General features: G+C 66.6%; 24 protein-coding genes and 1 riboswitch. Of the genes, 9 read left to right on the plus strand and 15 right to left on the minus strand.

The features are described 5' to 3' along the window. Positions 1–264: 264 nt before the first annotated feature. The 5 genes from BMX43_RS09210 (at position 265) to BMX43_RS09230 (ending at position 6,183) form a co-directional block, all read left to right on the plus strand. Complete coding sequence (locus BMX43_RS09210; protein ID WP_091300607.1) at positions 265–2,076, plus strand: trimethylamine N-oxide permease; 1,812 nt, start codon at positions 265–267, stop codon at positions 2,074–2,076. 230 nt (positions 2,077–2,306) lie between these two features. Further along, positions 2,307–3,443: an aminomethyl transferase family protein gene (locus BMX43_RS09215; RefSeq protein ID WP_091300609.1), complete on the plus strand. Its 1,137-nt coding sequence runs from the start codon at positions 2,307–2,309 to the stop codon at positions 3,441–3,443. A gap of 110 nt (positions 3,444–3,553) precedes the next feature. Beyond that, entirely contained in the window at positions 3,554–4,162 is a 609-nt protein-coding gene (locus tag BMX43_RS09220) for a dimethylamine monooxygenase subunit DmmA family protein (protein WP_091300611.1), read from the plus strand. Next, a complete protein-coding gene (locus BMX43_RS09225) occupies positions 4,159–5,124 on the plus strand; it encodes a PDR/VanB family oxidoreductase (RefSeq protein ID WP_091300613.1) in 966 nt (321 codons plus the stop codon). The genes BMX43_RS09220 and BMX43_RS09225 overlap by 4 nt, the downstream gene beginning before the upstream one ends. Before the next feature lie 9 nt (positions 5,125–5,133). Further along, positions 5,134–6,183: a heme-dependent oxidative N-demethylase family protein gene (locus BMX43_RS09230; RefSeq protein WP_091300616.1), complete on the plus strand. Its 1,050-nt coding sequence runs from the start codon at positions 5,134–5,136 to the stop codon at positions 6,181–6,183. 4 nt (positions 6,184–6,187) lie between these two features. On the opposite strand, the gene BMX43_RS09235 is transcribed toward BMX43_RS09230, so the two are convergent. After that, positions 6,188–6,841, minus strand: a complete 654-nt coding sequence (locus BMX43_RS09235) for a helix-turn-helix domain-containing protein (RefSeq protein WP_091300618.1) — start codon at positions 6,839–6,841, stop codon at positions 6,188–6,190. Between the two features lie 92 nt (positions 6,842–6,933). On the opposite strand from BMX43_RS09235, the gene BMX43_RS09240 reads away from it, so the two are divergent. Continuing rightward, the gene (locus tag BMX43_RS09240) at positions 6,934–7,938 is read left to right on the plus strand and encodes a GlxA family transcriptional regulator (protein ID WP_091300620.1); all 1,005 of its coding nucleotides are present in this window, start codon (positions 6,934–6,936) and stop codon (positions 7,936–7,938) included. A gap of 105 nt (positions 7,939–8,043) precedes the next feature. Here BMX43_RS09240 and BMX43_RS09245 read toward each other — a convergent pair whose 3' ends face one another. The 5 genes from BMX43_RS09245 to BMX43_RS09265 form a co-directional block, all read right to left on the minus strand. Then, positions 8,044–8,610 carry a sarcosine oxidase subunit gamma gene (locus BMX43_RS09245; RefSeq protein WP_245749429.1) on the minus strand — a complete coding sequence of 189 codons (567 nt, stop codon included), beginning with the start codon at positions 8,608–8,610 and terminating at the stop codon, positions 8,044–8,046. After that, the gene (locus tag BMX43_RS09250) at positions 8,603–11,509 is read right to left on the minus strand and encodes a sarcosine oxidase subunit alpha family protein (protein ID WP_091300623.1); all 2,907 of its coding nucleotides are present in this window, start codon (positions 11,507–11,509) and stop codon (positions 8,603–8,605) included. The genes BMX43_RS09245 and BMX43_RS09250 overlap by 8 nt, the downstream gene beginning before the upstream one ends. After that, positions 11,506–11,793, minus strand: coding sequence for a sarcosine oxidase subunit delta (locus BMX43_RS09255; protein ID WP_091300626.1), 288 nt, complete (start codon positions 11,791–11,793; stop codon positions 11,506–11,508). The genes BMX43_RS09250 and BMX43_RS09255 overlap by 4 nt, the downstream gene beginning before the upstream one ends. Before the next feature lie 163 nt (positions 11,794–11,956). Beyond that, a complete protein-coding gene (locus tag BMX43_RS09260) occupies positions 11,957–13,219 on the minus strand; it encodes a sarcosine oxidase subunit beta family protein (RefSeq protein WP_091300629.1) in 1,263 nt (420 codons plus the stop codon). A gap of 95 nt (positions 13,220–13,314) precedes the next feature. Next, positions 13,315–14,154 carry an EamA family transporter gene (locus tag BMX43_RS09265; protein WP_091300631.1) on the minus strand — a complete coding sequence of 280 codons (840 nt, stop codon included), beginning with the start codon at positions 14,152–14,154 and terminating at the stop codon, positions 13,315–13,317. Positions 14,155–14,270: 116 nt separating this feature from the next. Between BMX43_RS09265 and BMX43_RS09270 the strand changes: the two genes are divergently transcribed. Both BMX43_RS09270 and BMX43_RS09275 read left to right on the plus strand, forming a co-directional pair. Beyond that, positions 14,271–16,637 carry a trimethylamine N-oxide demethylase gene (locus tag BMX43_RS09270; RefSeq protein WP_091300632.1) on the plus strand — a complete coding sequence of 789 codons (2,367 nt, stop codon included), beginning with the start codon at positions 14,271–14,273 and terminating at the stop codon, positions 16,635–16,637. After that, entirely contained in the window at positions 16,637–17,017 is a 381-nt protein-coding gene (locus tag BMX43_RS09275; protein WP_091300634.1) for a group II truncated hemoglobin, read from the plus strand. Before BMX43_RS09270 ends, BMX43_RS09275 begins: the two co-directional genes overlap by 1 nt. 124 nt (positions 17,018–17,141) lie before the next feature. Here the strand turns inward: BMX43_RS09275 and cobF are convergent, their stop codons facing one another. The 7 genes from cobF to cbiE form a co-directional block, all read right to left on the minus strand. After that, entirely contained in the window at positions 17,142–17,888 is a 747-nt protein-coding gene (gene cobF / locus BMX43_RS09280) for a precorrin-6A synthase (deacetylating) (RefSeq protein ID WP_091300636.1), read from the minus strand. Between the two features lie 170 nt (positions 17,889–18,058). Then, complete coding sequence (locus BMX43_RS09285) at positions 18,059–18,736, minus strand: energy-coupling factor ABC transporter permease (protein ID WP_091300637.1); 678 nt, start codon at positions 18,734–18,736, stop codon at positions 18,059–18,061. Positions 18,737–18,774: 38 nt separating this feature from the next. Then, positions 18,775–18,990: riboswitch (cobalamin riboswitch) on the minus strand. 36 nt (positions 18,991–19,026) lie between these two features. Then, positions 19,027–19,743, minus strand: a complete 717-nt coding sequence (gene cobA / locus BMX43_RS09290) for a uroporphyrinogen-III C-methyltransferase (protein ID WP_091300876.1) — start codon at positions 19,741–19,743, stop codon at positions 19,027–19,029. Then, positions 19,740–21,050, minus strand: coding sequence for a cobyrinic acid a,c-diamide synthase CobB (locus tag BMX43_RS09295; protein WP_091300639.1), 1,311 nt, complete (start codon positions 21,048–21,050; stop codon positions 19,740–19,742). Before BMX43_RS09295 ends, cobA begins: the two co-directional genes overlap by 4 nt. Then, positions 21,047–21,829: a precorrin-4 C(11)-methyltransferase gene (cobM, locus tag BMX43_RS09300; RefSeq protein ID WP_091300641.1), complete on the minus strand. Its 783-nt coding sequence runs from the start codon at positions 21,827–21,829 to the stop codon at positions 21,047–21,049. Before cobM ends, BMX43_RS09295 begins: the two co-directional genes overlap by 4 nt. Then, entirely contained in the window at positions 21,826–22,188 is a 363-nt protein-coding gene (locus BMX43_RS09305) for a cobalamin biosynthesis protein (protein WP_091300878.1), read from the minus strand. Before BMX43_RS09305 ends, cobM begins: the two co-directional genes overlap by 4 nt. Beyond that, positions 22,185–23,357, minus strand: coding sequence for a precorrin-6y C5,15-methyltransferase (decarboxylating) subunit CbiE (gene cbiE / locus BMX43_RS09310; protein ID WP_091300643.1), 1,173 nt, complete (start codon positions 23,355–23,357; stop codon positions 22,185–22,187). Before cbiE ends, BMX43_RS09305 begins: the two co-directional genes overlap by 4 nt. Between cbiE and BMX43_RS09315 the strand changes: the two genes are divergently transcribed. Then, the gene (locus BMX43_RS09315) at positions 23,356–24,084 is read left to right on the plus strand and encodes a cobalt-precorrin-6A reductase (protein ID WP_091300645.1); all 729 of its coding nucleotides are present in this window, start codon (positions 23,356–23,358) and stop codon (positions 24,082–24,084) included. The genes cbiE and BMX43_RS09315 overlap by 2 nt on opposite strands. 92 nt (positions 24,085–24,176) lie before the next feature. Here the strand turns inward: BMX43_RS09315 and cobJ are convergent, their stop codons facing one another. Both cobJ and cobI read right to left on the minus strand, forming a co-directional pair. Next, positions 24,177–24,908 (minus strand): precorrin-3B C(17)-methyltransferase, encoded by a 732-nt coding sequence (cobJ, locus tag BMX43_RS09320; RefSeq protein WP_091300647.1) that lies wholly within the window; start codon positions 24,906–24,908, stop codon positions 24,177–24,179. Next, positions 24,905–25,630 carry a precorrin-2 C(20)-methyltransferase gene (gene cobI / locus BMX43_RS09325; RefSeq protein WP_091300649.1) on the minus strand — a complete coding sequence of 242 codons (726 nt, stop codon included), beginning with the start codon at positions 25,628–25,630 and terminating at the stop codon, positions 24,905–24,907. Before cobI ends, cobJ begins: the two co-directional genes overlap by 4 nt.

Genomic DNA, 25,630 nt, shown 5'->3' on the forward strand with positions numbered 1-25,630 from the left:
GACGCAGCAAAATGCCCCTTTTCTGAGCGATGGCCGGAAAAAACAGGAAAAAAAGTTTCTCCACAGGGAAAAAGTGTTTTGCATGGGCGCTGCGCTACGCCAATGCTGGGCCTACCGGGCCTTGCCGTCGCCGCGATGCGGGGCAAGGCCGGCCGAACCGTCGCGGCGGATCATCCCGCCGTGGATCAGGAACCAAGCAGGGCCGCAGGGAGAACGCGCTGACAGGGTGCGCAGGGGTCTCGCTCAACAGGGAACAGGGTAACTATGGCGAATATAGCAGGGTCCGGCACCAGCGCCGGAACGGCGGGCGGGGCGGGGGTGCAGACCTCGGGCGCGCTGCACCGCACATTGGACTGGAAGGGTGCTTTCTGGGTGGCGGCGGGCGTGCCGCCGCTGGTGCTGTTTTCCATCGGCGGCATCGCCGGTGTGGCGGGGAAGGCGGCTTTCCTCGTCTGGATGATTTCGATGGTGATGGGCTTTCTGCAAAGCTTCACCTATGCGGAAATGGCGGGGATGTTCGGCAACAAGTCGGGCGGCGCCTCGGTCTATGGCGCCACGGCGTGGCTGCGCTATTCCAAGCTGATCGCGCCCTTGTCGGTGTGGTGCAACTGGTTTGCCTGGTCGCCGGTGCTGAGCCTCGGCTGCGCCATTGCAGCGGGCTATATCCTGAACGCGCTGTTCCCGATCCCGCTGGCCGACAGCCAGCCGGTGCTGGACTGGGTGGCGGCGAATATCGCCAACTACACCGCCAGCACGCAGGCCGTGGTGGATTACATGGCCGCAAATGCGGGGGTGAGCGCGCAGGATGCGATCAGCGCCGTCGCCTCGGCCGATGGGGTTGCCGCGCTGACCCCGGCCTTCCGGGTGTGGGAAGCCTTTGGCATCACGGTGCCGGGCCTTGGCACGCTGCATTTCAACTCGACCTTCGTGATCGGTGTCGTGCTGATGCTGATCATCTTTGCGATCCAGCACCGGGGCATCGCCTCGACCGCGAAATCGCAGAAATGGATGGCGGTCATCGTGCTGGTGCCGCTGCTGCTGGTGGGGCTGGTGCCGATCCTGACCGGCGCGATCGACACGATGAACGTCACCAGCATCGTGCCGCCGACCGGCGCCTATTCGGGCGTCGATGGCGCCTGGGATGTGGGCGGCTGGACGCTGTTCCTCGGCGGTCTTTATATCGCCGCCTGGTCCACCTACGGGTTTGAAACCGCCGTCTGCTATACGGCCGAATTCAAGAACCCGAAAACCGACACGTTCCGCGCGATCTTCTATTCGGGTCTGCTTTGCGTGGTCTTCTACTTCCTGATCCCCTTCGCCTTTCAGGGCGTGCTGGGCCAATCGGGGATGCTGGCCACCGGCATCGTGGATGGCACCGGCGTCGGCGAGGCGCTGGGCGGCATGGTTGGCGGCGGCCCGGTCGTGACGCAGATCTTCGTGATCCTGATGATCATGGCGCTGTTCCTGGCGATCATGACGGCGATGGCCGGATCGTCGCGCACGCTGTATCAAGGCTCGCGCGATGGCTGGCTGCCGAAATACCTGAGCACGGTGAACGACCACGGCGCCCCCACCGGCGCGATGTGGACCGATCTGGGGTTCAACGTGATCCTGCTGGCGCTGGCCTCTGACGTGTCGGGCTATTTCTACGTTCTGGCGATTTCCAACGTCGGCTACATCATGTTCAACTTCCTGAACCTGAACGCGGGCTGGATTCACCGGATCGATTCGGGCCATCTGCCGCGCCCGTGGAAGGCGCCGACCGTGCTGATCGGCATCAACACCGCGCTGGCCTTCGTGAATGCGCTGTTCCTTGGCGCCGGTGCCAAGGTCTGGGGCTATTCCAACGCGCTGTGGTCGGGGGTGATCTTCGCCGCGCTGATCCTGCCGGTGTTCTGGTTCCGCCATTATGTGCAGGACAAGGGCCATTTCCCGAAAGAGGCGATGGAGGATCTGGGTCTGACCGATCACGGCGATCTGGGGCCGCGCAAGGCGGGCATCTGGCCCTATGTCGCGCTGATTGCCGGGGTGGTTGTGGTGCTGTGGTCGAACTGGTTCTTCCAGCTTCCGGCCTGATCCACGCCACTTGGGAAGGATGACGAAGCGGCGGGGCGCAAGCCTCGCCGCTTTGCTTTTGGGCTGCATCCGGCCTGTGCTTTTGCTTGGCCATTTCCGACGAAACTTTAGGCAGCCGACAGATTAATTACCTGACAGGAAAGTTTTTTGCACAAGATTGTTGATTTTCGCCGCGAGTCGGCTTCACACTCAGTGAAAAGAATACCACGGCATTCAATAGGGAGACTGCGATGACGAATTCCTGGCGCTTCTCGACGCTGGCAGACCGCCACCGTGCGCTTGGCTCTGCTCTGGAAGACTGGAGCGGGATGGGCACGGCATGGTCGTATGACGGCGACCCGATGGCGGAATATATGGCGATCCGCACCAAGGCGGGGCTGATGGATGTTTCCGGCCTGAAGAAGGTGCATATCACCGGCCATGGCGCCAGCCATGTGATCGAGCGGGCCACCACCCGCAACATGGAAAAGCTGATGCCGGGCCGGTCGGTCTATGCGACCATGCTGAATGACGCCGGCAAGTTCGTCGATGACTGCGTGATCTATCGCACCGGGCCGAACGCCTTCATGGTGGTGCATGGGTCGGGGCAGGGGTTCGAGCAGTTGACCATGGCGGCCAGCGGGCGCGATGTGTCGGTGCGCTTCGACGACAACCTGCATGACCTGTCCCTGCAGGGGCCGCTGGCGGTGGACTATCTGGCGAAACATGTGCCGGGCATCCGCGATCTGGCCTATTTCAGCCAGATGCAGACCTCGCTGTTCGGCAAGCCCGCGATGATCTCGCGCACCGGCTATACCGGCGAACGCGGCTATGAGCTGTTCGTGCGCGGGCAGGATGCGCCGATGATCTGGGACCGGATTCTGGAGGAAGGCGCCGAGATGGGCATCATCCCCTGCCGCTTCACCACGCTGGATCTGCTGCGTACCGAAAGCTATCTGCTGTTCTTCCCCTATGACAACAGCGAGATGTATCCGTTCGAGAATGAAGGCCCCGGCGATACGCTGTGGGAACTGGGCCTCGATTTCACCGTCTCGCCCGGCAAGGTGGGCTTCCGCGGGGCGGAAGAGCATTACCGGCTGAAGGGCCGCGAACGCTTCAAGATCTGGGGGCTGAAGCTGGAAGGCGTCAATGTGCCCGGCAATGGCGCGCCGGTGTTCAAGGATGGCAAGCAGGTGGGCGTGGTGACGCAGGCGATGCATTCGCCGCTGAACAACCACACTGTCGCCATTGCCCGCATCCCGGTGGATTGCGCCAATGACAGCACGAAACTGGTGGTGAACTGTGCCACCCATGGCGAGATTGCCGCCGTCACCAGCCCGATGCCGTTCTACGACATCGAGAAGAAGCGCCGCACGGCCAAAGGCTGAAGCCGGTCCTATCCCCTCTCTCCCTCCCGGCGGTTGCGCGAACGGCGCCGGGGGGACGCCTTCGGCGGGAGAGTATTTGGGCCAGGATGAAATGAGCAGGACAGAGAGAGATGACGAAGACGGAATTTGAACCTTCGATCCGGTCGCGCCCGGTTTATGGCGTGCTGAGCCCGCGCGCCGGTTCCGCGCATCTGATCGTGGCGGATGGTGAAGGGGGGGCTGCGGTGGTGGACCTGCTGGCGCAGGCGCCCGAGATGTTGGCGCGGGCGCATGTCATCTATATGCCGGGGCCGAACGGCACCGACATGGGGGCAGAACTGGAGGCGCTGGGGGCGGATCAGTTTCGCCGGGTGCCGTCCTATGCGGCGGGGCGATCGCGCATCGTCAAGGCGCTGACCGACGCCCATATGGGGGTGCAGGTCTATGTGGCGGGCACCGAGGGGCTGATGGGCCAGGTGGAGCGCGACGCGATGGAGGCCGGGCTGCCGCGTGATGCGGTGCAGATGGAGCATCGCGGATCGCTGGTGCGTCGGGTGCAATGCGTGCATTGCAAGGGGATCACCGAGAACGTGACGCATGACCCCTTCGTGTGCAGCCATTGCGGGCTGAACCTGTTCGTGCGCGACCATTACTCGCGCCGTCTGGCGGCGTTTCAGGGGGTCTGCATCGACGCGGAAGACCCGGGCGAAGTTCCTGCAGCGGTGGAGCGGTTCAAATGAGTGTCGGGGCGGCAAAGATTCCGGTGATTGTCACCGAGGTGGTCGAGGTCAACAGCCTGATCAAACGCTTCCGCTTCGTGCGCGAGGATGGCGGCGAGATGCCGGGCTTTTCCGGCGGGGCGCATACCGTGGTGGAGATGGACGACCATGGCGTGCGGCGGCTGAACGCCTATTCGTTGATGGGCGATCCGGGCGACCGGACGGGATACGAGATTTCGGTGCGCCGGGATGAGGCGGGGCGGGGCGGCTCGCTTTACATGCACAGCCATGTGAAGCCGGGGATGCGGATGCTGATCTCGCCGCCGGTGAACCTGTTTCCGCTGGATCTGCGGGCGAAGAAGCATCTGATGATCGCGGGCGGCATCGGCATCACCCCGTTCATGGCGCAGATGGCGCAACTGGATGCGCTGGGCGCGCGGTTCGAGCTGCATTATGCCGCGCGCGACCGCGAGCTGGGCGCCTATATGGCCGAGCTGGTGGAGCGGCATGGCGAGCGGGTGCATCGCTATTTCGACGTGGAAGGGCAGGCGATCAATCTGCAAACCCTGCTGGCCGGGCAACCGCTGGGCACGCATCTGTATGTCTGCGGGCCTAAGGGGATGATCAACTGGGTTCTGTCCACCGCCACCGCAATGGGCTGGCCGAAAGGCGCGCTGCATTCCGAGGAATTCCTTGCGCCGCCGGTGGGGCAGGCTTTCACCGTGGAACTGGCCGCCAGCGGCAAGACCATCACCGTCGGCCCGGCGCAATCGCTGCTGGAGGCGCTGGAGGCGGCCGAGGTTGATGCACCCTATCTGTGCCGGGGCGGCGCCTGTGGCCAGTGCGAGACCAAGGTCATCCGCTGCGATGGCCATATCGACCATAACGACCACTGGCTGAGCGCAGATCAGAAAGCGCAGAACAGCCATATCATGCCCTGCGTCAGCCGGTTCACCGGCGCGGCGCTGGTGATCGACCGATAGGAGACGGCCATGAGCCTTGACGACTTCTTCAACGACGAGAGCTTCTTCGGCGATTATACCTTCAAGAACTCGCCCCGCGCGGTGAAGCGCTTTCCCTTCCCGTTCCCCGAAGACGATTACATGTATTCGGTGAACATGGAGCCGCATGTGCCCGGTCGCCCCGGGTCGGTGTTCGAGCATACGTTCGACGTGGACGAGCATTATGTAGCCGAGATGCGCGACCGCGCGCGGGTGCTGAAGCAGGATCCGCTGCGCTGCCAGTCCTTGCCGCATATGACGCTGGCGGGCTGGGATCTGCTGGAACTGATCATGGAGAGCTTTGCGCGCGATTATCCGCAATGGTTCAGCCTGACCAAATCCGGTAATGACTGGCACTGGATCAACCGGCCTTTGAACATCGACCAGAAGTTCACCTTCCTGGACGAGACCACGCTGCCCTGCGGCCCGATGGAATATATCACCCGTCAGGCGCAGGGCGATTTCACCCTGCAGGACCAGCGCGAGGATACGCTCTGGGTCGAAGCCGGGATGGTGACGACGCAGGCGGATTGGAGCCTTGATTTCGACATCGGCATGAACTTCCACCAATGGCACGCGCCGGTGCCGGTGGCGCATGAGCTTGGCGTGTTCGACCGGGCGCTGAAATTCCTGCTGGCGCTGCAGCACGGGGCGCCGGTGCGGCGGTTCAACTGGACGATGACGGTGGACCCGCTGCTGGATACCTCGCCGGAGAATTACCCGAAATGGGGGCCGGGCAAGACCACGCTGACCAAGGAGAATATCGGCAAGCGTCAGCATCTGCGGGTGGAATTGCAGACGCTGTTCCGGCTGCCGCGCTCCAACGCCATTGCTTTCCCGATCCGCTGCTATCTGTGCAGTTTCGAGGATCTGGTGACGCAGCCGAAATGGGCCCGCCGCCTGCATCGGGTGGTGCGCGATCTGCCGGACGAATTGGCGACCTACAAGGGGTTCATCCGCAACCGGCCCCTGATGGTGGAGTATCTGTCGCAATTTGACGACGGCGCGCCGACCTCGCCGGGGTGGTGGCCCGAGGAGTAAGACCTCAGGCCTGCGGGTAGGAAATCACCGAAAGATAGCGGGCCGGCAGTTTCACCAGAACTTCCGGCCCGTGCGGAGAGTCGGCATCGAAGAACAGGCTGTCGCCCGGCTGCATATGGAACAACTGATCGCCATGACGATAGACCACCTCGCCCTCCAGCATATAAAGCAGCTCGATCCCGTCATGCTGGAAGGTGGGGAAAGTATCGGATTCCTCGGTGAGGGTGATCATGTAGGGCTCGACCACCACGCCCGAGGAATTGGAGCCGATATGGCCGAGGATGTTGTACTGGTGCCCGGCACGGGTGCCCCGCCGCTCGATCTCGATATGGTCGCCGGCCTTCACATGCTGCACCTCGCGCCGTTCCTCGAACCGGCGGAAGAAGCTGGTGATCGGGGTGGAGAAGGCGTGGCTGAGCACTTGCAGCGTGGTCAGCGAGGGCGAGGTGATGCCATTCTCGATCTTCGACAACATCCCGATGGACAGGCCGGTGACATTGGCCAGATCGGCCACCGTCATGCCCTGCGCCCGGCGGAAGGCGCGCACCTCGCGGCCGATCGCCGCCTCCAGATTGCGCTCGGCCACGTCGCGCACGCGGTGGGGGTCTTGCTCGAAGGCGGGTTTCAGGCGGGAAACGGCGGCGGCTTCTTCGGTCATCGGGGGGGGCCTGTCGGAAAATGGCTTGAGAATTTTCCCTATAGTGAAAAATTCCGCGATTCAATGCAAGGCATCAGAATGGGGATCGCAGCATGACAGCCCCGGCACATCTGGGTTTCCTGCTGATGGACGGGTTTCCCATGGCCTGCCTGACCTCGGCCATCGAACCGCTGCGCGCGGCGAACGAGATCACCGGGCGGCAGGAATTCACCTGGCGGCTGCTGAGCGAGACCGGCGCGCCGGTGCGGTCTTCGGCCGAGGTGCGGTTCGACCCGGATCTGGCGCTGGAGGCGGCGCAAGGGGCGGGGCTGGATTATGTGATGCTGCTGTCCAGCCCGACCTCGCGCTTTGCCAATCCGCGCCACGCCTTCGGGCAGTTGCGCTGGCTGGATCGGTCTGGCGTGGTGCTGGGGGCGTTTTCGGGCGGCATCTTCCCGCTGGCGCGGGCGGGGCTGCTGGCGGGGCACCGCGCCTCGGTGCATTGGTGCTATGAGGCGGCGTTCAAGGCAGAGTTTCCCGACATCGAGGCCAGCCCCAGCGCGATCCTGCGCGACCGGCGGCGCTATACGGTATCAGGGGCGGGGGCGGTGTTCGATCTGATGCTGCGGCTGATCGAGGAACGGCTGGGGCGCGACACGATGACGGAAGTGGCCTGCTGGTTTCAGCACCCGTTCGTGCGGGACGAGGATGCCAGCCAGAAAGTGCCGGTGGCGCGGCAGGGCGGCACCGATGACATGCTGCCCGACCCGATCCGCGCCGCAATCCGCATTTTCGAGGATCACATCGAAGACCCGGTGCAGATCGCCGATGTCGCAGCGGCGGTGGATCTGTCGGAACGTCATCTGGAGCGCTGTTTCAAACAGGCGACGGGGCAAAGCCCGCTGAAATACTACCGCCTGTTGCGGCTGAAAAAGGCCCGCCAGCGGGTGCTGTATTCCACCGATACGATCACGGAAATCGCGCAGTCTGTGGGTTATGCCAGCTCCACCCCCATGGCACGGCATTATGCCGAGGCGTTCGGGGTGAACCCGAATGACGAGCGCCGCCGCCTGAACGGGCTGCGCGGCCTGGCCGGTGCCCTGCCGCCGCGTGACTGATCCGCCGCAAGGGCGGGATTGTTTGCTTCATCCTGGCAAAAATACTCCACGGGGGTCCGGGGGTGTGAAACCCCCGGTCCGCGCGGGAGGCCGCGCGCCGCCGGATCAGAATGCGGCGCGGGCTGCGGTTTCCAGCGCGTGCCACAGGCTCGGCGCCGAAGAGCGGGGGCCAAACAGGCTGATGCGGGTCGGGCCGCGTTTCACCAGATAGCAGCCGATATGGTCGATCACCGTGCGGGTGGCAGCGTGATCGGGGGCGCGGGCCAGATCGACATTGCTCAGCCGTTCGAACAGGCGCGGCAGATCGGCGCCGGTCACGTCAAAGCGCACCCAGGCATCGGTCTGTTCGGTGATCGAGGCGGCATCGCCGAAGATCGCCACCAGATGGGCGCGGATGTCTTCATGGCTGGCAAAGGGGGCCTCGACCATCCAGCTTTCGGGGGCGAGCCAGAAGGCGCCGTAAGGGGCGGCTTCGGCGCTTTGTCCGGGCGCGGGCAGCGGGAGGCCTGCCGCCGCCGCGCGTTCTGCCAGTTCGGCCAGGCGGCCCGCGCGGGCGGTGAGGGAGCCGAGCGCAGAGTCGATCACCTCGGTCAGGGTCACCGGGCCGATGTTGCGCTGTTCGGGCAGGGCATGGCCCAAGGGGGTGAGGGGGGCAAGCATGAGGTCAGCCACGGAGACGCTCTCCTTCCGGGTCGAAGAAATGGGGGCTTACGATCTCGACCTCGACCTCGGTCTTGGCGAGCAGGTTGGCCGCGCGCAGGCGCTGGCCCTTGCGGCTGTCGCCGCCCTTCAGGTAGCCCAGTGCGATGGCATGGCCCAGATGCGGCGAATGGACGGTGGAGGTGATCCAGCCCAGATCATTGGCCGCCACCTCTGCCGCGCCTTTTTCAAGGAAATGGCTGCCGGCGGTCAGCTTTTCAGCCGGGTTCACCGGCTTGATGCCGACAAGGCGATAGCCGTTGGCGGTGGTCATCCCCTCGCGCTGCGACAGCACCATGCCGATGCTGTCTTTCTTCTGCGACACCATCTTGCCCAGCCCCATGTTCAGCGCCGAGGACTGGCCGTTGAGTTCATTCCCCGCCACATGGCCCTTTTCGACCCGCATGACGCCCAGCGCCTCGGTGCCGTAAACCACGGCGTCGAATTCTTCGCCCGCCGCCACCAGCGCACGGATCAGCGCATCGCCGTAACGGGTGGGCACCGCGATCTCATAGGCCAGCTCGCCCGAGAAGGAGATGCGGAAGATCCGGGCGCGCAGGCCCCCGAGGGTGATCTCGGCGCAGCCCATATAGGGCAGGGCGGCATCCGAAATGTCCTGATCCACCAGCTTTTGCAGCAGCTTGCGGGCATTGGGGCCCGCGACGGAATACTGCGCCCAGGCCTCGGTGGTGGAGATCAGTTGCACATCCATGTCGGGGCACAGGCATTGGCGCACGAATTCCAGATGCCGGAACACGCCCACCGCATTGGCGGTGGTGGTGGTCATCACATATTCATGGTCGCCCAGCCGCGCGGTGGTGCCATCGTCGAACACCATGCCATCCTCGCGCAGCATGAGGCCATAGCGGCATTTGCCCACGGCGAGGGTGCTGAACGTATTGGCATAGACCTTGTTCAGGAAAGCCCCGGCATCGGTGCCCTGAATGTCGATCTTGCCCAGCGTGGTCACATCGCAGATGCCGACCGATTTGCGCGTTGCCAGAACCTCGCGGTCCACGCTTTCTCGCCAATGGGTTTCACCCGTGCGGGGCAGCCATTGGGCGCGCAGCCATTGCCCGACCTCGACAAACACCGCGCCCTGTTCGGTCGCCCATTTGTGCGAGGGGGTGAGGCGGGTCGGCTTGAATTCCTGCCCGCGCGACCGGCCTGCCAGCGCGCCCATGGCAACCGGCGTATAGGGCGGGCGATAGATGGTGGTGCCGGTCTGCGGGATGCTGCGCCCGGTCAGTTCGGCCATGACGGCCAGACCCAGCACATTGCCGGTCTTGCCCTGATCGGTGGCCATGCCCAGCGTGGTATAGCGTTTCAGGTGTTCGACCGAGACATAGTTTTCCTGATGCGCCAGCTTCACATCCTTCACGGTCACGTCGTTCTGCTGGTCGATCCAGGCCCGGCCCTTGCCCGCGCTGACATACCATTTCGGCGTGATGGCGATGGGGGCATCTTCGGCCACCGGCAGGTCGCGGGCGGGGGCGGCAAGGCCCAGATCGGCCAGCGCCGCCTCGGCCTCTGCGGCACCGCTTTCCAGCGCGCCGTGGGTGGACAGGCGGCCCGCAGCGGCCCCGGCAGAACTCAGGCCGGGCGGGCCGTCGGCGCCGGGCACGAAGGCGCAGATCGCCTCGTCCCAGACAGGGCGCGAGCGGTGATGCGAGGTGATGTTGACATTCGGGTTCCAGCCGCCCGAGACGCCGAGCGCATCGCAGCGGAAGGTCTCGGTGCCGTTCGGGGTGCGGATGGTGACGGATTTCAGGCCGAGGCGGCCCGACGTGTCGATCACCTCTTCACCCTTGCGGGCGTCGATCACGCGGGTTTCGATGCCTTTGGCGGCAAGGTCGGCGGCGGTGCGCAGCCCGTCATCATTGTTGGTGAACACCGCGGCACGCTTGCCGACGGCGGCGCCCCAGCGGTTGGCATAGGCGCGCAGGCTGCCTGCCAGCAGGATGCCCGGGCGGTCGTTGTTCTCGAACGCAATCGGGCGCTCGGTCGCGCCCCCGGCGAGGATGGCGCGGCGGGAATAGATCCGCCACAGGATCTGGCGGGGCTTGCCGGGCAGCGGGGCGGGCAGGTGGTCGCTGACCCGCTCCAGCGCGGTGTAGATGCCGTGATCCATCGCGCCAAGGATGGTAGTGCGCGGCATCAGGCGGACCGAGGGCAGGCTGCGCAGCTCGGCTAGGGCTTTCAGTGCCCAGTCGGCGCCCGAACGGCCATCGACCTCGTAGGTTTCGGCGTTCAGGCGGCCTCCCATGCGGAAATCCTCGTCCGCAAGGATCACGCGGGCGCCGGCGCGGCCTGCGGTCAGCGCGGCCATCAGACCTGCAGGCCCGGCGCCGATGATCAGCAGATCACAGTGGAGGAAGCCCTTGTCGTAATCATCCGGGTCGTCGAGCTTCGACAGGCTGCCAAGGCCCGCCGCGCGGCGGATGATCGGCTCATACAGCTTTTCCCAGAAAGCGCGCGGCCACATGAAGGTCTTGTAATAGAACCCGGCGGCGAAGAAGGGCGAGAGCCGGTCGTTGATCGCCATGGCATCGAAGGCCAACGTGGGCCAGCGGTTCTGGCTTTCGGCGCTCAGCCCGTCGAACAGTTCGACCACAGTGGCGCGGGTGTTCGGCTCGCGCCGCGCGCCTGCGCGCAGTTCGACCAGCGCATTGGGTTCTTCCGACCCGGCGGAGATCACGCCGCGCGGGCGGTGATACTTGAAGCTGCGCCCCATCAGGCGCACGCCATTGGCCAGCAGGGCCGAGGCGAGCGTATCGCCGGGGTGGCCTTCATATTGGTGGCCGTCGAAGCTGAAGCGCAGGGTGCGCGCACGGTCGATCTGGCCGCCGGAAATGCGGTTCTCTTGCGTCATTTGCTGCGCCCCAGGCTGCGGGCCACGTCGCGGGCCAGTTCGACTTGCGTGATTTCATGGGTGAGGGTGTTGCGGGTGACGACGAGCCACGAACGATCACCCTGTTCGTGATACCACAACTCGCGGTGCAGACCTGCCGGGTTGTCGCGCAGATAGAGGTAGTCGTGGAACGCCTCTTGCGCGCCCGGGGCGAGGCCGTCGGGGCGGGCGATCAGGGCGGCATCACCGAGATAGACGAATTCCTGCGCGTCGCGCGGGCCGAGGATGGGGTGGTTGATGATCATCGTGTCAGGCCTTTCGCGGCATCTGCCAGCGGCAGGCTGCGGTTGGTGGTCTCACCCTGGGTCAAATACTCAGGCGCGGTTTCGGGCCCCGCACGGCGATTGAGTATTTTTGCCAGGGTGAAAGAGGCAAGTGGCAGGCGGGGCGGAAAACGGCGTGCCATGGTCAGTGCAGGTTCGGCTGGGCGCCCTGGCCCTTTTCGTCAATCATCAGCCCCTTGCGGAAGCGATCGAAGCGGTAGGCGGTGGCGGTTTCGTGCGGTTTGTCGGTGGCCAGCAGATGCGCAAAGCACCAGCCCGAGGCCGGGGTAGCCTTGAAGCCGCCATAGCACCAGCCGCCGTTGAAATAGAGCCCGTCGATGTCGGTCCGGTCGATGATGGGCGAGCCGTCCATCGACATGTCCATGATGCCCCCCCAGGAGCGCAGCAGGCGGGCGCGGCCGATCATCGGCATCAGGCTCATGCCGCCTTCGGCCACGTCTTCGACCACCGGCATGTTGCCGCGCTGGGCGTAGGAGTTGTAACCGTCGATGTCGCCACCGAACACCAGCCCGCCCTTGTCGGACTGGCTGACATAGAAATGGCCCGCGCCATAGGTGATGACACCGTCGATCAGGGGTTTGAGTCCTTCGGAGACGAAGGCTTGCAGCACATGGCTTTCGATGGGCAGGCGCATGCCCACATGCGCCATCACGCGCGACGAATTGCCCGCCACCGCGACGCCGACCTTTTTCGCGCCGATGAAGCCGCGCGAGGTATCGACGCCGGTGACGCGGCCGTTTTCGGTGCGGATGCCGGTGACTTCGCAATTCTGGATCAGGTCCACCCCGCGCTGATCGGCGCCACGGGCATAGCCCCAGGCGACCGCATCATGGCGCACGGTGCCGCCGCGCCGCTGGGCCAGACCGCCCTTGATAGGGAAGCGGGCATTGTCGAAGTTCAGGAAGGGATACATCGCCCGCACCTGATCGCGGTCCAGCAGGTCTGCATCGGCGCCGTGCAGGATCATCGCATTGCCGCGCCGGGTGTAGGCGTCGCGCTGGGCATCGGTGTGATAGAGGTTGAGGATGCCGCGCTGGCTGACCATGGCGTTGAAGTTGAAATCCTGCTCCAGCCCCTCCCACAGTTTCAGGCTGAACTCATAGAAGGGTTCGTTGCCGTCGAGCAGGTAGTTGGAGCGGATGATCGTGGTGTTGCGCCCGACATTGCCGCCGCCGAGATAGCCCTTTTCCAGCACCGCGATGCGCGACTGGTTGAACTGTTTCGCCAGATAATAGGCGGTGGCCAGCCCATGGCCGCCGCCGCCGATGATGATGAAATCATAGGATTTCTGCGGCTCGGGGTCGCGCCATGCCGGGCGCCAGCCCTTGTGACCCGTCAGGGCCTCCTTGATCACCCTGAAGCCCGAATAGTGCCCGCTGCCGAACATCTGTCTCTCCGTATTCCGTTGTGGCGACTATCGCCCCGCAGGGCGGTTTTGCGCCATTCATTTCCGACATTGACCCTGCCGGTTCAGACATGGGTCTATGATCCCGCCGCAAGGGTGGTGATGCCCGCGAAGGCCAGCGCCGCACCTGCCGCCTGCAAGGGGCGCAGGCGTTCGGCCAGAAAGCGCCAGGCGAGCAGGATGGTCACCACGCCGAAGCTGGAGGCGGCGATGGCGGCATATTCGGGGTGCATCTGGCGGCCTGCGGCGGTGACGCAGCCGATGGCGATCACATCCAGCGCGCCGATCAGCCCCATCCAGCGCCATTGCCGCAGCGCCGGGCGCAGGCTGTCGCGGCGCAGGGCGAGGGCGGCCAGCACCAGCACAAGGGCGGTGAGCCGGGCGAGCAGGGTGGCAGGAAAGGTGCCCGCGATACGGGCGGCGCCCTGGCTGAGGTGGAAGGTCAGCGCGAAACAGGCGGCGGCGAGGGCGGCCCAGAGGATGGCGCTGCCCCGCGCCGGTTGCGCCGTGCCGGGTTGGCGCGCAACCAGCGCGATGCCGCCCAGAATCAGCGCCACCGCCAGCCATTCGCGCGCCCCGGGCACCCGCCCCTCGGCCCAGGCCAGCGCCAGCGCGCCCAGCGGGAAGGCGCCGCAGATCGGCGCCACCAGCCCGACCGGCCCGATCATGAAGGCGCGATACAGCCCGACCGAGGCCAGCGCCAGCGCCGCGCCCGCCGCCGTGGCCAGTGCGACAGCCTGCGGCGTGACGGCGCCCCAGCCTTCCCATATCGTCAAGGGCAGCAAGAGAATCGCCCCGCTGCCCAAGGCCAGTGCCAGCAATGGCCCGGTTTCCGCCTTTTGCGAGACGAAGCGCACGAGGAAGTCATGCAGGCCCCAGCCCAAAGCAGCGGCAAGGCCGAGGAAAAGTGAGATCATGGACGCTCCATCAGGGTATTTTCCGGCGAAAGGGCTTGCAGGAATTATTCTTGAGGATAAACATTTTTTAACAGCCAGCAACTGCTGCCGCCCGATATTCCGCTACGGAGGCCCCCGTGCTTGACAGCTATCCCCAGATCCGCCCCGGCCCGCCGCGCCCCTCGCGCATCCTGACGCCTGCCAACGTGCGGGCGCAAGCGGGAAGCGAGCGTTATGACGTGCCGGGCTGTGGCGCCTATCTGATTCCGGTGGCACCGGGCGACCGGCTGACCATCCGCAATGCCGAGGGCGGGCAGGTCTGCGAGATCTTGGCGGCGGATGGCCGGGGCGTGATCGACGCGGGCGTGATCGGCGCGCAGGCCAATGGCGATGCGCGCGGGCTGAAAGCGCTGCTGCTGGGCGGCGGGTCGGGCATGGGTGGGCTGCGGCTGGGGCTGGAACGGCGTGGCATTGATCTGGGCCGGGCAGGGGCGGTAGTGCTGTTCGGCAGCGAGACCCCGGCAGGCACCGAAGAAACTTTCACCGCCACGCGCGACGGGGTGGTGGTGATCGCCGCCCCGGGTGCTGCGATGCAGCCGGGCGCGCAGGATACGGCCACGCCGCTGGTGGTGACGGTGCAGCGCGCCGCGCTGAAGCTGGTGAAGGGCTTCGATCTGCCCGACCCGCTGGCCGATCCGGTGCTGGATCTGCGGGTGAAATCGGCCACCGCGCAGGCCTATTTCGTGAAGGCGGGCGACTATATCCAGATCCTCGACGTGGACGGGCGGCAATGCACGGATTTCCAGTGCTTTTCGGCCCGCAAGCTGGATCAGGGCATCGAACATGCGCTGGATGTGACGACCTCGCGCACCCTGATGGGCCACGCCTATTCGATGCCCGGGTTGCACGCGAAATACTATGATCAGGACTGGTTGCCGCTGATCGAGGTGGTGCAGGATACCGTGGGCCGCCACGACGCCTTCGCCATGGCCTGCGCCAGCAAATATTATGACGAGATCGGCTATCCCGGCCATGTGAACTGTTCCGACAATTTCAACGGCGCGCTGGCGGCGCATGGGGTGGCGCCCCGGCCCGGCTGGATGGCGGTGAACCTGTTCTTCAACACCGCTATCGACGCGCATGGGGTGCTGATCTCGGATGAGCCGTGGTCGCGCCCCGGCGATTATGTGCTGTTCCGGGCGCTGACCGATCTGATCTGCGTGTCCAGCGCCTGCCCGGATGACACCTCGCCCGCGAATGGCTGGTATCTGAGCGACATCCATGTGCGCACCTATAGCGGGGCGGAGAAATTCAGCCGCTCCATCGCCTATCGACCGACCCCTGATGCGGAGCCGAAAATGACCAAGGAAACCGCCTTCCATGCCCGCACGGAAGCGAAAACCCGCAATATGGTGGAATACAAGGGATACTGGCTGCCGCAGGTCTACAGCTCCAACGGCACGCTGGAAGAATACTGGGCCTGCCGCGAAAAGGCCGTGGTTCTGGACCTCTCTCCCTTGCGCAAGTTCGAGGTGACGGGCCCGGATGCCGAGGCGCTGCTGCAATGGACCCTGACGCGCGATGTGAAGAAGCTGAGCGTCGGGCAGGTGGTCTATTCCGCCATGTGCTACGAACATGGCGGCATGATCGACGACGGCACGCTGTTCCGGCTGGGCCGCGACCAGTTCCGCTGGATCGGCGGCGATGATTACAGCGGCGTCTGGCTGCGCGAACAGGCCGAAAAGCTGGGGCTGCAGGTGATGGTGCGGTCCTCGACCGACCAGCTTCATAACCTCGCCGTACAGGGCCCCAATTCGCGCGAGATCATCCGCCGCACGATCTGGACCCCGCCGCACCAGCCGATGATCGAGGAGCTGGGCTGGTTCCGCTTCACCATCGGCCGGATCGGCAGCCCGGACGGCGCGCCGGTGGTGGTGTCGCGCACCGGCTATACCGGCGAGTTGGGATACGAGATCTTCTGCCACCCGAAAGACGGCGTCGCGGTCTGGGATGCGGTCTGGGCCAATGGCGCCGATCAGGGCCTGCGCCCGATGGGCCTTGCCGCGCTGGACATGGTGCGCATCGAGGCCGGACTGATCTTTGCTGGCTATGATTTCAGCGACCAGACTGACCCGTTCGAGGCAGGCATCGGCTTTACCGTGCCGCTGAAGGGCAAGACCGATGATTTCATCGGGCGCGACGCGCTGATCCGCCGCAAGGAGCATCCGATGCACAAGCTGGTCGGGCTGGACATCGACGCGGCAGTGGATGTTGGCCATGGCGATGGCGTGCATGTCGGGCGGGCACAGGTGGGGGTCGTCACCTCCTCCACCCGCTCGCCGCTGCTGGGCAAGAATATCGCGCTGGCGCGGCTGGATGTGGCCCATGCGGCCGTGGGCGTGCAGGTCGAGGTGGGCAAGCTGGATGGCCAGCAGAAACGCCTGCCGGCGGTCATCGTGCCGCTCAGCCATTACGACCCGAAGAAAACCCGGCCGCAAAGCTGATGGCCACCGCGCTCGATCATCTTGGCGGGGAAGAGGCGCTGAAAAGCCTCGTCAACCGCTTCTACGATCTGGTGGAAACCGATGCGCAGGGCGCGCAGATCATGGCACTGCATTTCAAGGGCCATGGTCTGGCGCATGTGCGCGAGGAACAGGTAAATTTCCTGTCCGGCTTCCTCGGCGGGCGGCGGCATTACGCGGAAAAGCACGGGCACATGGATGTGCGGCTGCTGCACGACCATGTGCCGATCCGCGCGCAGGATGCCGAAGACTGGCTGGCGCTGATGGATCGCGCGCTGGCCGATTGCGGCCATACCGGCCCGGAAACCGACCGCATCCGCGCCGCCTTGCGTCGCGTCGCCCTGATGCTGGTCAACCGCTGATCCGCTTTCATCCTGGCCCAAATACTCAAAAAACACCGGAGCCAAGCGGCCAAAGGCCGCGCAGGCGACAGAAAACAGCGCCGCCGCAGGCGGCTCTGCCGGATCACCGCAAGAACACTGGCGATTACTGTCGGCGCAGCAGATAGATGTCCATGATCCAGCCCTGCACGGCGCGGGCCGCGGCGCGGCGGGCGAGGATGCGCGGGGTGGCTTCGGCCAGCGGGCCGCTTTCGGTGATCTGTTCGGGCATTCCGGCGAAGCCGGCCCACCAGATCGACAGGCCTTCGGGCGGCAGATGCTGGAACGAACATTCGCCGTCCAGCATCACCACGCAGGTATCGGTGCCGGGGGGAAAGCCTTCGTCGCGTAACCGGCGCCCGGTGGTGATGACCACGGGGCCGTTGATCTCGTTCAGCGGGATGGCATGGGCGGCGGTCAGCGCCTGGATCGAGGTGATGCCGGGGATGACTTCGATCTGCGGTGCGGGGCTCAGGCGGGCGGCGATACGCAGGGTGCTGTCATAGAGCGAGGGGTCACCCCAGACCAGCAGCGCCACCTTTCCCGCAGGCCCCAGATGGCGGTCGATGGTTTCGGTCCAGACTGTGGCGATGGCCTCGTGCCAGTCATCGACGCGGCGGCGGTAATCGGCGGTGGCGGCATCGCGGGTCGGCAGGTCGAATTCGGCGATCCGTGTGGTGGGGTTGGACACCACCTCCGCCACGATGGCGCGGCGCAGCTCGGCCAGATCGGCCTTGCCCGCGCCCTTGCGCGGGATCAGGATCAGGTCGGCACCATTCAGTGCGCGCATCGCCTGACGGGTCAGGTGATCGGGGTTGCCGGTGCCGATGCCGATGAGACTGAGGGTGATCATCCGGGGCTCCGGTGCTGCGTCTGGCGGGCTTGTGAAGCGGAGCGGCCTGCGACCGCACGGCTTTGGGGCACCGGCGCGGGCTGTGCCCGCTTGGTTTCAGGAAGAAGGGTATTTAGGCAAAGAAGAAGGGAGGCCGCTGCGACGCGGGCAGGGCGCCGCAGCGGGCCGGGTCAGGCGGCGGAATGCAGGCGCGGGGTGACGAGGCCGGAGCCTGCCAGACCGCGCGCCGATTTCGCCACGGCGAGCACACCCAGATCGACCAGCGGCTCGATCAGGACCACCAGCATGTAGGCCGCGCCGAAAGTGCCGACCGAGGCGAAGGTGCTGGCCGAGAAGCCGAGCCCGTAAAACGCCCAGAACGCCACCCAGGCCACGATCCCCGCCTGATAGGCGGTCGAGAGCGCCAGCGCCTGCCCATAGCGCAGATTAACATAGGCGGTGCCGGGGGCGATCAGGCGTTTGGCCAACGCGGCAATGCCGAACAGTGGCACCAGCAAGGTAGTGACGTTCATGCCATATTGCGGCAGGTCGAAGGGCGCGAAGACCAGGCCCTGCAGCAGCAGGCCAAGCGCCAGCCCGATGGCGGTGGGGGCCGCGCCGAACAGCAGGAACAGGGTGGAGCCGAGGATCAGGTGCACCTCGGACACGCCGACCGGCGCATGGGGCAGCAGTTCGAAAAAGCTGAACACGGCGGCGGTGGCAAGGGCGCTGCGCGCGGCAAGCGAGGCCAGCCCCTGGTCGCGGATCGCGCCCAGTGCGGTTTTCAGGGTGAACAGCCCTGCGGTGGTGGCGGTAGCGGCACCCAGCAGCAGTTTGGCCCCGATGACGAGGCCCGGTTCGATATGCATGGTCGGTCTCCTGTTGCCGTCACACCCGACGGCTGGAAGTTGCGGTCACATGCAAGGCCGGTCTCCTGGCTTGCGGGTCTGGGCGCTGCCCCGCCTTCCCGGCCTTTGGGGCCAGTGGCATCTGGGGGCGCTCTCCGCATACAGTCGCGGGGGCGGCTGGGGTTTCGGGTGCCGCCTGACGGTCCACCCTTCCCCATTCCCGATTATGTCCCGGTGCTTTGCACCTGTGGGACACCTTGCCATCCGGTTGTGCGGGGAAAGGGGCGGGGCGTCAAGTGGGTGTTGTGGGATCAGGGCGCGAGGGGGCCGTAGAGGATCACGGCGGGGGTGGTGGAGGTGGCGTCAGCCAGATGGGCGGCGAGGCTGGCGATGGTGAAGCGTTCGACGGTTTGTGCGGGGGTGGAGACGCCATGGGCCAGCAGGGCGGGTGTTTCGGGTGCAAGGCCCCGGGCGATGAGTTCGGCGGCCAGTGCGGGGAAGGTGCGCTTGCCCATGTAGATCACCGTGGTGGCGCCGGGATCGGCCAGCGCGGCCCAGTTCAGGTCTTGCGGCAGGCTGCCGGTGACATCGGCGCCGGTCAGGAACTGCACGCGCCGCGCGGTCAGGCGGCGGGTCAGCGGGATATGCGCGGCGGCGGCGGTGGCCGAGGCGGCGGTGACGCCGGGGATGATCTCGTAAGGGATGGCACCGGTGTCCAGCGTGGTGGTTTCTTCCTCCAGCCGACCAAAGATACCGGCATCGCCGGATTTCAGCCGCACCACGCGGGCACCGCTGCGGGCATAGTCGAGCAGCAGCTGGTTGACGTGATCCTGTTTCGCCGAGGGGCGACCCGCGCGTTTGCCGACCGAGATCAGATCGGCGCCGGGGCGGGCCAGATCAAGGATCGGGCCGGAGCTGAGGTCATCATACAGCACCACATCGGCCTGGGCGAGCCGGTTCACCGCCTTGACGGTCAGCAGTTCCGGGTCGCCGGGGCCGGAAGAGACGAAAGAGACGAAACCTGTCATGTTGCGCATCCGATCAGGTGAAAATAGGTGCCGCTGGCATGGCCCCGGCGCGATCCCGTCTCGGCGACGGGGGTGCCGGTTGCGTCCATGACCTGGGCGAGCGGCATATCGGGTTGGGTGACGATGGTCGAGTAGTGAAATTCGTGGCCGCGCAGGCGGCTGCCTTCCGGCAGGCCGGGCAGCGGGGCTTTGAGGGTGGCGAGGCGGTAGCCAAGGTGCATCTGGCGTTTCTCGTAAGAGGTGACGAGGCCGAGCAGCCCTGCCATGGGGTGGCGCTGGCCTTTGGCGTCGATCAGCGCCGCGCCAAGGGCCATATAGCCGCCGCATTCGCCATGGACGGGGCGGGTTTCGGCAAAACGGGCGATTTTCCTGCGAAAAATCGCGGCAGCGCCCAGCTTTCCGGCGTGAAGCTCGGGGTAGCCGCCGGGCAGCCAGCAGGTATCGGCGCTGTCATCGGGGCCATGGTCGGCGAGCGGCGAGAAGGGCAGGATTTCGGCGCCTTGCGCATGCCAGTCGGCAAGGAGGTGGGGGTAGATGAACGAGAAGGCCGCGTCCTGTGCCAGGGCGATGCGCTGGCCGGGGGGCGGCGTGCGCGGGGCGGTGCCGGGGCGGATGGGGCCGGGCCGGGCGGCAGCGCGGATCGCGGCGAGGTCACAATGGCTGGCGATGAAGCTGCCTGCATCTTGCAGGATGCGGGCGAGATCGGGGTTTTCCTGCGCTTGCACAAGGCCGAGATGGCGTTCGGGCAATTCGATCGAGGCTTTGCGGGGCAGGGCGCCGAAGACCGGGATGCCCGTCTGCGCCATGCCGTCGCGCACCAGCGCCTCGTGTCGCGGCGAGGCCACGCGGTTGAGGAGGACGCCCGCGATGGTCAGGCCGGGGCGCATCGCCTGAAAGCCAAGCGCGGTGGCGGCGGCGGATTGCGCCTGACCGGACACGTCGATCACCAGCAGCACCGGCCAGCCGGTGAGCTCGGCCAGATCGGCCGAGGCGCCGATGCCAGTCTCTCCTTTGGCGGCCACGCCGTCGCACAGGCCCATCGAGCCTTCGGCGAGGATGAGATCGGCCTGATCGGCATTTTCGATCAGGCGGGCGATGCGGGCGGCAGGCATGGCCCAGGTGTCGAGGTTGAGCGAGACCCGGCCCGAGGCCGCCGTGTGGAAGGCCGGGTCGATATAGTCGGGGCCGCTTTTGAACGGTTGCACGGCAAGGCCCGCCGCCCGGAAGGCGGCAAGCAGGCCCAGCGTCACCGTGGTCTTGCCGGTGCCCGAGGCGGGGGCCGAGATGATTAGGCCGGGGATGCTCATGCCGTTTCGGGGAAGCGCGGGGCGGTGCCGACGGGGCGATAGCGGCGGTCGTAATCGCCCGCGTAAAGGCGCGAGTCGTCGAAGTCTTCGGCGCCAAGGGAATGGCCGACGAGGATCAGCGCCGTGCGCTCCATCTCGGCCCCGACAGCGGTCTCGAGTGTGGCGAGCGTGGCGCGGACGATGCGCTGATCGGGCCAGCTGGCGCGCCAGACCACGGCGACCGGGCAGTCGGGGCCGTAATGCGGCGTGAGGGTTGTGATCACGTTTTCAAGGACATGCACGGACAGGTGAATGGCCAGCACCGCGCCGGTGCGGGCGAAATTCTCCAGCGCCTCGCCTTCGGGCATCGAGGAGGCGCGGCCCGAAGTGCGGGTGAGCACAACCGATTGCGCGATGCCGGGCAGGGTGAGTTCCGCGCCAAGGGCAGCGGCGGCGGCGGCGAAGGAGGGCACGCCGGGGGTGACATCATAGGGAATGTTCAGCGCGCGCAGGCGGCGCAGTTGTTCGCCCATCGCCGACCAGACCGACAGGTCGCCGGAATGCAGCCGCGCCACATCATGCCCGGCGGCATGGGCCTGCGCGATCTCGTCGATGATCGCGTCGAGGCTGAGCGGGGCGGTGTTGACGATCTTCGCGCCGGGCGGGCAATGGGCCAGCAGCGCCCTTGGCACAAGGCTTCCGGCGTAAAGGCAGACCGGGCAGGCGGCGATCAGGTCACGACCGCGCAGGGTGATGAGGTCGGCGGCGCCGGGGCCTGCCCCGATGAAATGGACGGTCATTGGGTGTCTCCTGATGCGGCGAGGGCAAGGGTCACGCGGCCACCGGGGGCGGTGATGCGCGGTTGGATGAGGATGGCGCCGGGGCCTGCTGCGGCCAGTGCTGCGGCCTCGGCCACCGAATTGGGGCCGTAGCGGGTGGGTTGGCGGGGGCTGGCGGTGCGGGCGGGCTGGGCGCGCAGATGCGCCAGCGGGACCGGGTGCAGCGGCAAGGCGGAGGCGGCGAAGGCGGGCAGATGCGCCTTGTCTTCGGGCGTGGCAATGGCCTCTGGCGGCTGCTTGGCCAGGGCGAGGGCGGCGCGCAGATCGGCCGGGGTGGCGGAGGCGCGCAGGCCGATGCCGGCGATGATGCGGCGAGTCATCGGGTGACGCTCCACTGCACCACCGGGCGGGCGGCCTGCCAGTCGCGGAAATTGCCGAGGGTGCCGGATTGCGCAAGGTCGATGCGCAGCAGGCTGCCGCCGTGGTTGGCATGGGCGGCGTACAGCAGCGCCTCGTTTTCCAGCGTCACGGCATTGGCGGTCAGGCGGGTGCCTGCGGGAAGGATGGCCCAGAGGGCGGCCAGCAGCGCCTCGGTCGCGCCGCCGCCAAGGAAGACGGCATCGGGGCGCGGCAGGGTGGCGATCAGATCGCGGCTTGCGCCGTGATGGGCGGCCAGCCGGTGCGACAGGCCGAAACCTTCGGCATTGGCGCGGATATTGGGCAGGCGGTCGGCGCGGGTTTCCACCGCGCTGGCCGTGCCACCGGCAAGGCACCATTCGACCGAGATCGAGCCGGAGCCTGCGCCAAGATCCCACAGATGTTCGCCGGGGCGGGGGGCGAGGGCCGAGAGGGTCAGGGCACGGATCGGGCGTTTGGTGATCTGGCCGTCATGGGCGAACAGGTCATCTGGCAGGCCCGGTGTGCGCGGCAGGCCGGGGTTCTGGGCCGCGATGGCGGCCATGACGGGAGCTTGCAGGTCGGGGAATATTGGATCGAGGGCGGGGCGGATGCGCTCTGCCGGGCCACCGAGGCGTTCCAGCAGGGTCAGGCGGGCATCGGGGTGGCCGTTTTCGCGCAGCCATGTGACGAGGTCAGTTGCGGCGGGGCCATCGCGCAGGGTGACCAGCACACGGATTCCGCGATGCAGCAGCGGGCGCAGCCGGGCGAAGGGGGCCGCGTGCAGGCCGAGGCACAGGGTTTCCTCGATCCGCCAGCCCATGCGGTTTGCGGCAAGCTGAAAGCAGGAGGGGGCGGGGTGGCTGATCCACTCGCCCGGCGTCAGGTCCGGGATCAGCGAACCGCCCGCGCCATGCCAGAACGGATCCCCCGAGGCGAGGACCACGGTCGGGCGACCGCGCGCGGCCAGCACGGGGGCGGTGGAGAAGGGCACGGGCCAAGGCACGCCGCGTGCGCCTGCGCCAACAAGGGCCAGATGGCGCGGGCCGCCGATGATGATTTCGGCGCGGGCCAGCGCGGCACGGCTTGCCTCGGTCAGGCCCGCCGGTCCATCTTCGCCCAGACCGATGATCTGAAGCCAGGGTTCAGCCATGACACGCGTTCTTCTTCTGGGCGGCACGACCGAGGCGAGCCTGATGGCGCGGGCCCTGGCGGCGGCGGGGGTAGAGGCGGTGTTTTCCTATGCCGGGCGCACCGATCAGCCGGTGGCGCAGCCCCTGCCGATGCGGGTGGGCGGTTTTGGCGGGGTAGAGGGCCTGGCAGGCTGGCTGCGGGACGAGGGGATCACCCATGTCGTGGACGCCACGCACCCCTTTGCCGCGCAGATGAGCCGCCATGCGGTGCTGGCCTGCGATCAGGCCGATGTGGCACTGTCCGCGCTGGAGCGGGCGCCGTGGCAGGCCGGGCCGGGCGATGACTGGCGGCATGTGGCCGATGTGGCGGGCGCGGTCGATGCACTGCCCGAGGCCCCCGCGCGGGTGTTTCTGGCGATCGGCAAGCTGCATCTGGCCGCGTTCGCAGCGCGCCCGCAGCATCACTACCTGCTGCGGCTGGTTGATCCGCCGGGCGATCTGCCGCTGCCCGACACGGCGGTGGTGGTGGCGCGCGGCCCCTTCGATCTGGCGGGGGATCTGGCGCTGATGCGGGATCATGCGATCACACATGTGGTGGCGAAGAACGCGGGCGGCAGCGGCGCGCGGGCCAAGCTGGAGGCGGCACGGGAACTGGGCTTGCCGGTGATCCTGATCGCACGGCCCGACGTGGCCGCCCGGCAGGTCTTTGCGCAGGTGGCGGACGTTTTGCACTGGATCACCGGCTAGGCGCCGATTTTTCTGCGAAAAATCGGTTTGGCGCGGGGCGGAACCGTCGTGCCAAGGGTTGCGATTATTCGCAGAATAATCGGGCACGGGCATCAGGCCGACCTCGGGGTATAGACATAGGGCCCGATGCGGCGGGTGGCGGAATTGCCGACCAGCACGACGGTGCGCATGTCGGCCATATCCTCGGTTGCCTCGGCCAGCGTCACGGTGCGCAGCGCCTGTTCGGGGGTGGAAACCGCGCGGGCGAAGGTGATGAGGCGGGTGGATTCACATTCCTCGCGCAAGATCTCCAGCACCCGGGCAAACTGATGCGGGCGGGATTTCGAGCGCGGGTTGTAGAAGGCCATGGCGAAATCGGCCTGCGCGGCCAGGCGCAGCCGCCGCGCCACCAGATCGAAGGGTTTGAGGTTGTCGGACAGGTTGATGGCGCAGAAATCATGACCCAGCGGCGCACCTGCTGCGGAGGCGGCGGCCAGCATGGCGGTGATGCCGGGCAGCACGGTGACCGGCACATGGGCCAGATGCGACGCGGCCTCCAGCGCCTCGAACACCGCACTGGCCATGGCGAACACCCCGGGATCGCCGGAAGACACCACCACCACCCGCGCGCCCTGGGCGGCGAGGTCCAGCGCATGGCGGGCGCGGTCCAGCTCTACCCGGTTGTCGGTGGGGTGCAGCGTCAGCCCGGGACGCGGCGCCACGCGGGCGACATAAGGGATATAGCCCACCACATCGGTGGCCTGATCCAGCGCGGCTGTCACCTCTGGCGTGACCTTGGCTTCGGCGCCGGGGCCAAGGCCCGCAATGATGACAGAGCCGGTCATTCCACCACCTCCGGCCGACGGCCATGGCCATGGACCAGCACGATGGCGAAATAGGGGCAATCGGCGGCATCCACCTCGGCCAACCTAGCGACACGTTCGCCCGGCATGGTGCCGCGCTCGATCAGCCAGGCGTCGCCCAGCCGCCCGGCGCTTTCCAGCGCGCGGCGCACCTTGGGCAGGTTGCGCCCGGTTTTCATCACGGCCAGCGCATCGGCCTTGCGCATATGCGCCACCAGATCCGCTTCCGGCAGGGTGCCCATCAGCACCGACAGCACGTCGTCGCCCCAGGTGATCGGCGTGCCGGTGGCGTGCCAGCAGCCCGCCATGCCGGTGATGCCGGGGATGACCTGCAGGTCCACCCGGTCACGCAGCCGGGTGTAGAGGTGCATGAAACTGCCATAGAAAAAGGGATCGCCCTCGCACAGCACCACCACTTCACCCTCCATCGCCGCCAGCCGGTCGGCCCAGCCGTCATAAAAGGCGGCCAAGGCGCCGTTATAGGCGGGGCTGTCAAACGGCAGTTCGGTGGTGACCGGGTATTCCATCGCCAATTCCACCGCCTCGGGGCGCAGCATCCCTTCGACAATCGCACGGGCCTGACCGCGCCGCCCGGCCTTGCGGAAATAGGCGACCTGCGTCGCGGCGCGGATCACCCGGTCCGAGCGGACCGAGATCAGGTCAGGATCGCCGGGGCCAAGACCGGCACAGATGATGCGGGCCAT

The organism is Gemmobacter aquatilis, assembly GCF_900110025.1.
Lineage (GTDB): Bacteria > Pseudomonadota > Alphaproteobacteria > Rhodobacterales > Rhodobacteraceae > Gemmobacter > Gemmobacter aquatilis.

Bases quoted from the DNA above. Each gene is read 5' to 3' on its own strand.
- BMX43_RS09210 (WP_091300607.1), top strand. From the start codon at position 265: ATGGCGAATATAGCAGGGTCCGGCACCAGCGCCGGAACGGCGGGCGGG.
- BMX43_RS09215 (WP_091300609.1), top strand. From the start codon at position 2,307: ATGACGAATTCCTGGCGCTTCTCGACGCTGGCAGACCGCCACCGTGCG.
- BMX43_RS09220 (WP_091300611.1), top strand. From the start codon at position 3,554: ATGACGAAGACGGAATTTGAACCTTCGATCCGGTCGCGCCCGGTTTAT.
- BMX43_RS09225 (WP_091300613.1), top strand. From the start codon at position 4,159: ATGAGTGTCGGGGCGGCAAAGATTCCGGTGATTGTCACCGAGGTGGTC.
- BMX43_RS09230 (WP_091300616.1), top strand. From the start codon at position 5,134: ATGAGCCTTGACGACTTCTTCAACGACGAGAGCTTCTTCGGCGATTAT.
- BMX43_RS09235 (WP_091300618.1), bottom strand. From the start codon at position 6,841: ATGACCGAAGAAGCCGCCGCCGTTTCCCGCCTGAAACCCGCCTTCGAG.
- BMX43_RS09240 (WP_091300620.1), top strand. From the start codon at position 6,934: ATGACAGCCCCGGCACATCTGGGTTTCCTGCTGATGGACGGGTTTCCC.
- BMX43_RS09250 (WP_091300623.1), bottom strand. From the start codon at position 11,509: ATGACGCAAGAGAACCGCATTTCCGGCGGCCAGATCGACCGTGCGCGC.
- BMX43_RS09255 (WP_091300626.1), bottom strand. From the start codon at position 11,793: ATGATCATCAACCACCCCATCCTCGGCCCGCGCGACGCGCAGGAATTC.
- BMX43_RS09260 (WP_091300629.1), bottom strand. From the start codon at position 13,219: ATGTTCGGCAGCGGGCACTATTCGGGCTTCAGGGTGATCAAGGAGGCC.
- BMX43_RS09265 (WP_091300631.1), bottom strand. From the start codon at position 14,154: ATGATCTCACTTTTCCTCGGCCTTGCCGCTGCTTTGGGCTGGGGCCTG.
- BMX43_RS09275 (WP_091300634.1), top strand. From the start codon at position 16,637: ATGGCCACCGCGCTCGATCATCTTGGCGGGGAAGAGGCGCTGAAAAGC.
- cobF (WP_091300636.1), bottom strand. From the start codon at position 17,888: ATGATCACCCTCAGTCTCATCGGCATCGGCACCGGCAACCCCGATCAC.
- BMX43_RS09285 (WP_091300637.1), bottom strand. From the start codon at position 18,736: ATGCATATCGAACCGGGCCTCGTCATCGGGGCCAAACTGCTGCTGGGT.
- cobA (WP_091300876.1), bottom strand. From the start codon at position 19,743: ATGACAGGTTTCGTCTCTTTCGTCTCTTCCGGCCCCGGCGACCCGGAA.
- BMX43_RS09295 (WP_091300639.1), bottom strand. From the start codon at position 21,050: ATGAGCATCCCCGGCCTAATCATCTCGGCCCCCGCCTCGGGCACCGGC.
- cobM (WP_091300641.1), bottom strand. From the start codon at position 21,829: ATGACCGTCCATTTCATCGGGGCAGGCCCCGGCGCCGCCGACCTCATC.
- BMX43_RS09305 (WP_091300878.1), bottom strand. From the start codon at position 22,188: ATGACTCGCCGCATCATCGCCGGCATCGGCCTGCGCGCCTCCGCCACC.
- BMX43_RS09315 (WP_091300645.1), top strand. From the start codon at position 23,356: ATGACACGCGTTCTTCTTCTGGGCGGCACGACCGAGGCGAGCCTGATG.
- cbiE (WP_091300643.1), bottom strand. From the start codon at position 23,357: ATGGCTGAACCCTGGCTTCAGATCATCGGTCTGGGCGAAGATGGACCG.
- cobJ (WP_091300647.1), bottom strand. From the start codon at position 24,908: ATGACCGGCTCTGTCATCATTGCGGGCCTTGGCCCCGGCGCCGAAGCC.
- cobI (WP_091300649.1), bottom strand. From the start codon at position 25,630: ATGGCCCGCATCATCTGTGCCGGTCTTGGCCCCGGCGATCCTGACCTG.